General features: G+C 56.2%; 7 protein-coding genes and 1 tRNA gene. 3 read left to right on the top strand and 5 right to left on the bottom strand.

The genetic code is table 11. The features are described from left to right. Positions 1-95 precede the first annotated feature (95 nt). Positions 96-614 carry a cell envelope protein SmpA gene (locus AC1Q9F_RS10155; RefSeq protein ID WP_492619989.1) on the bottom strand — a complete coding sequence of 173 codons (519 nt, stop codon included), beginning with the start codon at positions 612-614 and terminating at the stop codon, positions 96-98. 320 nt (positions 615-934) lie between these two features. Between AC1Q9F_RS10155 and mgtE the strand changes: the two genes are divergently transcribed. Beyond that, entirely contained in the window at positions 935-2,377 is a 1,443-nt protein-coding gene (gene mgtE, locus AC1Q9F_RS10150) for a magnesium transporter (protein WP_007960287.1), read from the top strand. Positions 2,378-2,492: 115 nt separating this feature from the next. Here mgtE and AC1Q9F_RS10145 read toward each other — a convergent pair whose 3' ends face one another. Then, a complete protein-coding gene (locus AC1Q9F_RS10145) occupies positions 2,493-2,819 on the bottom strand; it encodes an Arc family DNA-binding protein (RefSeq protein WP_003178899.1) in 327 nt (108 codons plus the stop codon). A gap of 389 nt (positions 2,820-3,208) precedes the next feature. Here AC1Q9F_RS10145 and phnN point away from each other — a divergent pair, with 389 nt between their 5' ends. Then, positions 3,209-3,778 (top strand): phosphonate metabolism protein/1,5-bisphosphokinase (PRPP-forming) PhnN, encoded by a 570-nt coding sequence (gene phnN / locus AC1Q9F_RS10140; RefSeq protein WP_492619990.1) that lies wholly within the window; start codon positions 3,209-3,211, stop codon positions 3,776-3,778. Here phnN and AC1Q9F_RS10135 read toward each other — a convergent pair. Both AC1Q9F_RS10135 and AC1Q9F_RS10130 read right to left on the bottom strand, forming a co-directional pair. After that, positions 3,753-3,932, bottom strand: coding sequence for a PA3371 family protein (locus AC1Q9F_RS10135; RefSeq protein WP_007960291.1), 180 nt, complete (start codon positions 3,930-3,932; stop codon positions 3,753-3,755). The genes phnN and AC1Q9F_RS10135 overlap by 26 nt on opposite strands. 20 nt (positions 3,933-3,952) lie before the next feature. After that, complete coding sequence (locus tag AC1Q9F_RS10130; RefSeq protein WP_085701582.1) at positions 3,953-4,180, bottom strand: hypothetical protein; 228 nt, start codon at positions 4,178-4,180, stop codon at positions 3,953-3,955. Positions 4,181-4,464: 284 nt separating this feature from the next. On the opposite strand from AC1Q9F_RS10130, the gene AC1Q9F_RS10125 reads away from it, so the two are divergent. Continuing rightward, a tRNA-Arg gene (locus AC1Q9F_RS10125) sits at positions 4,465-4,541 on the top strand. Positions 4,542-4,610: 69 nt separating this feature from the next. On the opposite strand, the gene AC1Q9F_RS10120 is transcribed toward AC1Q9F_RS10125, so the two are convergent. Then, complete coding sequence (locus AC1Q9F_RS10120) at positions 4,611-6,038, bottom strand: lysozyme inhibitor LprI family protein (protein WP_492619991.1); 1,428 nt, start codon at positions 6,036-6,038, stop codon at positions 4,611-4,613.

The following is a 6,038-nucleotide window of genomic DNA, read 5'->3' as shown; positions in this document are numbered from 1 at the left end:
CACTCGTAGCTCAGCTGGATAGAGTACTCGGCTACGAACCGAGCGGTCACAGGTTCGAATCCTGTCGAGTGCACCATATACCGAAAAGCCCGCGTTTAACGCGGGCTTTTTGCTGTTCGGGATTTGGCTTTTCCCGTCACGCATCCTTTCTCATCAAAATCGATTTGAGCACTGCGGCCTCGCTTGAGGTCGTAACGATAACTCGTTGCCGAATTGCGAATGCTCACCTTGTCGGGTTTGCCCAAGGCGCTTTCAACATCCTGCTGGCTCATGCCGGCGATGATTCGTTGATTGATGATTGCTTCACGCTTCTGTCGCGCGTCGATCAGATCTCCACATTTATCGTGAGTGCGCCCGACGACGGCCATTTCTCGCTTTCTGATATTCATACCGGATATTTCTTCGTGCCGGGCTTCGGGTATCAGTGTCACGGTCGAGCCAGGCGAGTAGGGGCGAACTTCCTGCAGTGAAAGGTGCTCATCGTTCGCGCAGCTCAATGTGGTGAACGTGACGCGACCATCAGAAGCTTCGCAGCGATGAAGTGTTGTTGCGCTCCCTATGGCGGGCAGGCAGAGCAGAGTGGTCAGCATGAATCGGGATGTTTTCGATGGCATTCGGCGTCCTCCATGACGATTGTCCTCAAGCGTAGTCGGCAGTTTTTTCACCGCCGGTGTGTTTTCTTTTCAGGATGAGTCGTCGCAGTGTGAAGGATCAGGACAGCGCTCAGCTTTGTCTCGCAAGCGCTTGTTTCAGCCACTATTTTTTAACGTTTAAAACCGTCAGGCGGTGTATCATTGCGCCCGTCAGCCCCGCCGGGGCTTATGGAAAACCTCCATGGACTTACCCAGTAGTTATTCAGTAACCCGTTTCACCAATCATGAATTGACTGATTGATCCTTCCGGCGTGCCCCGCTGCTGGGAGTGGAGTTCGCCTATGTCCGAAATCGAAGTAAAGAAAACACAGGAAAGCCTGCAGGATCGCCTGGCTCAGGTCGTCGAGCTGCTGCAGCGCCAGCGGGTCGTCGAAGACCTGACTCATCGCCAGGAAGGCCCGCATCATGACCGGGTCGAGAACCTGGTCCACCGGCAAAACCTCGTCGAGCTGCAACGCAAGCTCGATGATCTGCACTCCGCCGACGTCGCCTACATTCTTGAAGCCCTGCCGCTGGATGATCGTCTGACGCTCTGGCAACTGGTCAAGGCCGATCGCGACGGCGACATTCTTCTCGAAGTATCCGATTCCGTCCGTGAAACGCTGATCGCCGACATGGACGATCACGAGCTCCTGGCTGCGGCCAAGGACATGGATGCCGACGAACTTGCTGACCTGGCCTCCGAGCTGCCGCGAGACGTCGTCCATGAGCTGATGGAGACCCTGGATCAGCAGCAGCGCGAGCGTGTGCGTTCGGCTCTCTCGTATGACGAGGAGCAGGTCGGTGCGCTGATGGACTTCGAGATGGTGACCATCCGTGAGGATGTCAGTCTCGAAGTGGTTCTGCGTTACCTGCGCCGCCTCAAAGAGCTGCCGGGCCATACCGACAAACTGTTCGTGGTCGACTACGACGGCGTGCTCAAGGGCGTGCTGCCGATCAAGCGTTTGCTGGTCAATGATCCGGAGAAACAGGTTTCCGAAGTCATGGCGAGTGACCCGGTGAGTTTTCACCCGGATGAAGACGCCTACGACGCTGCTCAGGCGTTCGAGCGTTACGACTTGATCTCGGCCCCGGTGGTCGACAAGAACGGCAAGCTGATCGGCCGTCTGACCATCGACGAAATGGTCGACCTGATTCGTGAGGAGAGCGAAAGCGAAGTCCTCAACATGGCGGGTCTGCGTGAAGAGGAAGACATCTTCGCCTCCGTCTGGAAATCCCTGCGCAACCGTTGGGCGTGGTTGGCGATCAACCTGATCACGGCATTCGTCGCATCGCGGGTGATCGGTCTGTTCGAAGGTTCGATCGAGAAGCTGGTGGCCCTGGCGGCGCTGATGCCGATCGTGGCGGGCATTGGCGGTAACTCCGGCAACCAGACGATCACCATGATCGTTCGCGCCATGGCGCTCGATCAGGTCAGCACCGGCAACACCTCGCGCCTGATGCGCAAGGAGCTGGCCGTGGCGTTGATCAATGGCTTGGTCTGGGGTGGTGTGATCGGTGTGGTCGCTTACTTGCTCTACGGCAGCTGGTCGTTGGGCGTGGTGATGACGGCCGCCATGACGTTGAACCTGCTGCTGGCTGCGTTGATGGGGGTGTTGATCCCGATGACCCTGGCCAAGATGGGCCGCGATCCGGCGATGGGCGCCAGTGTAATGATTACGGCCATGACCGACAGTGGTGGCTTCTTCATCTTCCTGGGGCTGGCGACGATTTTCCTGCTCTGACCGACTGCATAAAAAACAGCCCGCCGATTGGCGGGCTTTTTTTCGCCTGTAAGAAGCCCGAATCGCAGGCAAAAAAAAGCCAGCATTCATGCTGGCTTGAGATGTTCGGTTTGACTCAGGATGCGTCTGCGGCCATTTCGGCGTCGTGGGCGATCAGAGAAACCAGCGCGTTCTGCTGGCGATGGGAGAGTTGGCGGAAGCGTTGCAGCAATTCGCGTTCGTGTAGCGACAGCTCCGGGCTGTCCAGGCGCATGCTCAGCTCTTCGCCCAGTGCACCTTCCTGAATAAGACTCTGCTCAAGGCGCGCAATGATCTCGGAGTTCATGCTGCGATGATGATTGCGAGCCACCTCGGCAATGCGTTCACGCATTCCGTCTGGCAGACGTACGACGAACTTGTCAGCCGTACGGCTGGAATAAATTGCCTGTTTCAATGGGCGCATATATTTAACCGGTTAGTTCAGGGGAGCGGTTCTCGGGATTGGCCGCAGGATGTGTGGTAGGACAAGCATCCGCGCCAAATGGTTCAACCTGAATTGTTTAGAGGCGCGCATCATGCCTCAAAATTGCCAGATCATTGGCGTCAATTCTGTGACAAATATTGATCCGGGTAAAGGCGTAATGCCAGCACCAATTATCAGAAATGTGGACTGGTTTGAAAAGAAAGCATCGGTCCGTATCGCTGACCGCGTCCTGAAACACGTCGACTGATGCCCGAGGGCGTCAGAACGTGCATGCTATGCGGGTTGAATCGTTGTTCCTTACCTTGTACAGGATAGTGGCAAATGGCCGATTTACTAGGGGCAAATGCCCACCGGAGGGCGTTTTCAGGATGGATGGCAGGCTGATTTACCTCATGGGACCTTCCGGCTCTGGCAAGGACAGTCTGATCGAGGCTGCTCGTGAACCCTTACGGGCGCTGAACTGCGAAATTATCAGGCGAGTGATCACCCGTTCGGCCGAATCCGTGGGCGAGGATGCGATCGGCGTGACGCCCCAGGAGTTCGAGAAGCGTCAGCGCGCTGGCGAGTTTTCGCTGGCGTGGGAGGCCAATGGTCTCGCCTACGGGATTCCGGTGGAAATGGACCAATGGTTGAAAACGGGTAAGCACGTCCTGGTGAACGGCTCTCGGGCGAACCTTCGGCAAGCGCTGGAAAGCTACCCGACGCTGGTGCCGGTGTTGCTGACAGTGCGAGATAGCGTCTTGCGTGAGCGCCTGCTCCGGCGTGGCCGGGAGACGCTTGAGCAGATCGATGCGAGGCTGGCCCGTAACACGCTGTTCAAGGACAGGCGTTCAACCGACAGCCCTGTGCACCTGATCGACAACTCGGGCGACCTGGCCGACGCCGTCAATCATTTGCTGGAGCTGGTCAGGTTCAGCGCAATACCGGATCAAACTTGATCTTGCGCCCGGCCACCAGCGCCAATACGAACAGCGCCGAGAAGACGCCGCAACCGATCAGGGGCAGGGATATTTCGGTTTCCTCGAACAGCGAAAAATGCCCGAGGCCACTCAATAAGGCGAGGATCAGAAATCCTGCAGCTGACTTGGACATGCTGTACTCCTGAAGATATTTCAAAAAACCAGACGTTCAGTCGAATGCGCCGGCAACGCCTGTTCAGACTCGCTGACCGCTTGCGGGGCGAAGCTCTGATCGCTCAACACAGCCCATTGCGGCGCCTTCTGCACTTGCAGGTAATGCGGCATGCGCCCGGCCACTTTCTCGTTGTCCTCGGGGACGAAGTGAAAGCCCACCAGGACGGCCAGTGCGATTGCGTTTGCGAACACGAGGGCGCTGTTCATGAGACGAGTCTCCGATTGTTCTTGTATAAGAACCGGTAAAGCAGCCGTCGTGCCAATAGTCTAACCGCTGTTAAGTCCTTTAAAAACAAGCATTTAAGAGGGTTTTTCGAAGAGAGGGCATTGCATTCTGCAATGATGGCTTTTTGCGGCGATGCAAATTGCACGGTAAAACATCCGGCACCCTTGCAAGGCGCCTGCCTACACTTAAAAAGCCCTGCGGACGACATGACAAATCAGGGCCCGGCCGTTAACATGCACGCCGTCTGTCGCACCGACAGTCCTGTGTCCCAGTAGCTCAATTGGATAGAGCATCCCCCTCCTAAGGGGAAGGTTGGCAGTTCGAACCTGCCCTGGGACACCATCTATTGAAAAGCCCCGCTCAGATTAATCTGGCGGGGCTTTTTTGCTGGCCGGTCCAGGACGCCAAAGGCTAGATCCCGTCATCCGGCTCGACTTTTCCAATTGAAGTGCTTACCCCGGTCAGATGTCGACGTCCATTGACTTCGTAAGTGCGCCCACCCTCTTCTGAGTCCGGTTTACGCAGTGCCAGTTGTGCTGAAAGCCCTCCGTTTTCGCTGTAATTGCCAAACCAGTCAACCAATGCCCCGATGTAGCAATCGCTTCCGATGATCACGGGTAAATCGGCCACCATTTCGATGGTGTAATGCGTCGGGCCATAACTGTAGTAATCGTTCTCCCCGGCTCCCTCTGGAGGAATGGGGCAGAGCGGACTCTTCTGAGTAGTGGCTTTCGCGGAATCGCCTTCGTTCAGTTTTGCCAGCGCCTGATTGAGCGTCTGGCGCAGAGTTGGCTCGAGCATGTAGGCAGTTGAACCATCTTCTTTGTGCTGCGTGTGGGGCACATCGAGGTCATACCGGTAAGTCACCGTTAAGGTGGGAACGTCGCTGTTGATTTTCAGAGGGTTGAGCAAGTAGACCTGATCAACAGCGTAGGCTCCGTTGCGATAGGCCGCATACACTTTGCCGTTGAGCTTGATCCATTCGTTGGATTGGTTTGCACCTCGGTCATTGGTGTAAAAAAGATAACTCTCGGCGCTCTTTTCAGGGCCGAGCGCAACGGCTCTTCGGATGAATCGGTCTTGAGTGCGACGGTAAGTTTCCGTGTAAGTGAACAACCCCGTGCCGCCGGCATAAGTCGACACGATCAGATCGCGTTGTTCATCGCCGTCCAGATCCATCAGGGTGTATGAGGTCTGTCCGAAATCGACCGCTCCGGTGATATCCGAGGCGGTCAGCGCCTTCCACTCGTCCTTCGTAACATTTTTAGGCCGGGTCGTCGGAAAGAGGGTTTGGTCATCTTCGTCGGTCTCACCAGAGAATGAAGTCTCAGTGGTTTTGGTCCGCAGAGATTCAAGGGTTCGTTCCAGTGCAAACTCGGGGTGGTTCTTGCTCATCTCCTGAATTCGTTGCTGCAGATCGGCCATTGCTTGTTTATCAGTGTCGTCTGGCTGGTAAGCCAGTGCAGCAATCCACTGCGCGTTCAGAATCTGCAAACGATCCTGATAACGCTGGCTCAGGCAACTGACCTCCTCGCCACATCGATCACGCTCCTTCAGCCACTGAAGCTGGGCCCTTTTCACTTCCGCCTGCGCCGGTACCGCCTTCATCAAACTCCGATAAGCCGTCCCCATCTGCGCATCCAGCTCATACAGCGGCTTGTCCGCGCAAATCGCGTTCTCCACAACACTCACAGCCTTTGTGCAGTCCATTCCGCTCGCCTGTGCCTGCTGAAAAAACAGCAGCGCACAGGCCGACACGATGTAGCGTCCCTTGATGTACACGATGAATCCTTTGTCGTTGGAAGATGAGAAGCGCCGCGCAGGGTAATCCTTGCGCAA

Source organism: Pseudomonas sp. GW823-FHT04A03 (genome assembly GCF_058796615.1).
Note: the sequence above shows the minus strand (reverse complement) of the source record. Positions and strands in the feature narration are given on the sequence as shown.

Excerpts from the sequence above, each read along its gene's own strand:
- AC1Q9F_RS10135 (WP_007960291.1), bottom strand. The coding sequence starts at position 3,932 with ATGTCCAAGTCAGCTGCAGGATTTCTGATCCTCGCCTTATTGAGTGGC.
- mgtE (WP_007960287.1), top strand. The coding sequence starts at position 935 with ATGTCCGAAATCGAAGTAAAGAAAACACAGGAAAGCCTGCAGGATCGC.
- AC1Q9F_RS10145 (WP_003178899.1), bottom strand. The coding sequence starts at position 2,819 with ATGCGCCCATTGAAACAGGCAATTTATTCCAGCCGTACGGCTGACAAG.
- AC1Q9F_RS10130 (WP_085701582.1), bottom strand. The coding sequence starts at position 4,180 with ATGAACAGCGCCCTCGTGTTCGCAAACGCAATCGCACTGGCCGTCCTG.
- AC1Q9F_RS10155 (WP_492619989.1), bottom strand. The coding sequence starts at position 614 with ATGCCATCGAAAACATCCCGATTCATGCTGACCACTCTGCTCTGCCTG.
- phnN (WP_492619990.1), top strand. The coding sequence starts at position 3,209 with ATGGATGGCAGGCTGATTTACCTCATGGGACCTTCCGGCTCTGGCAAG.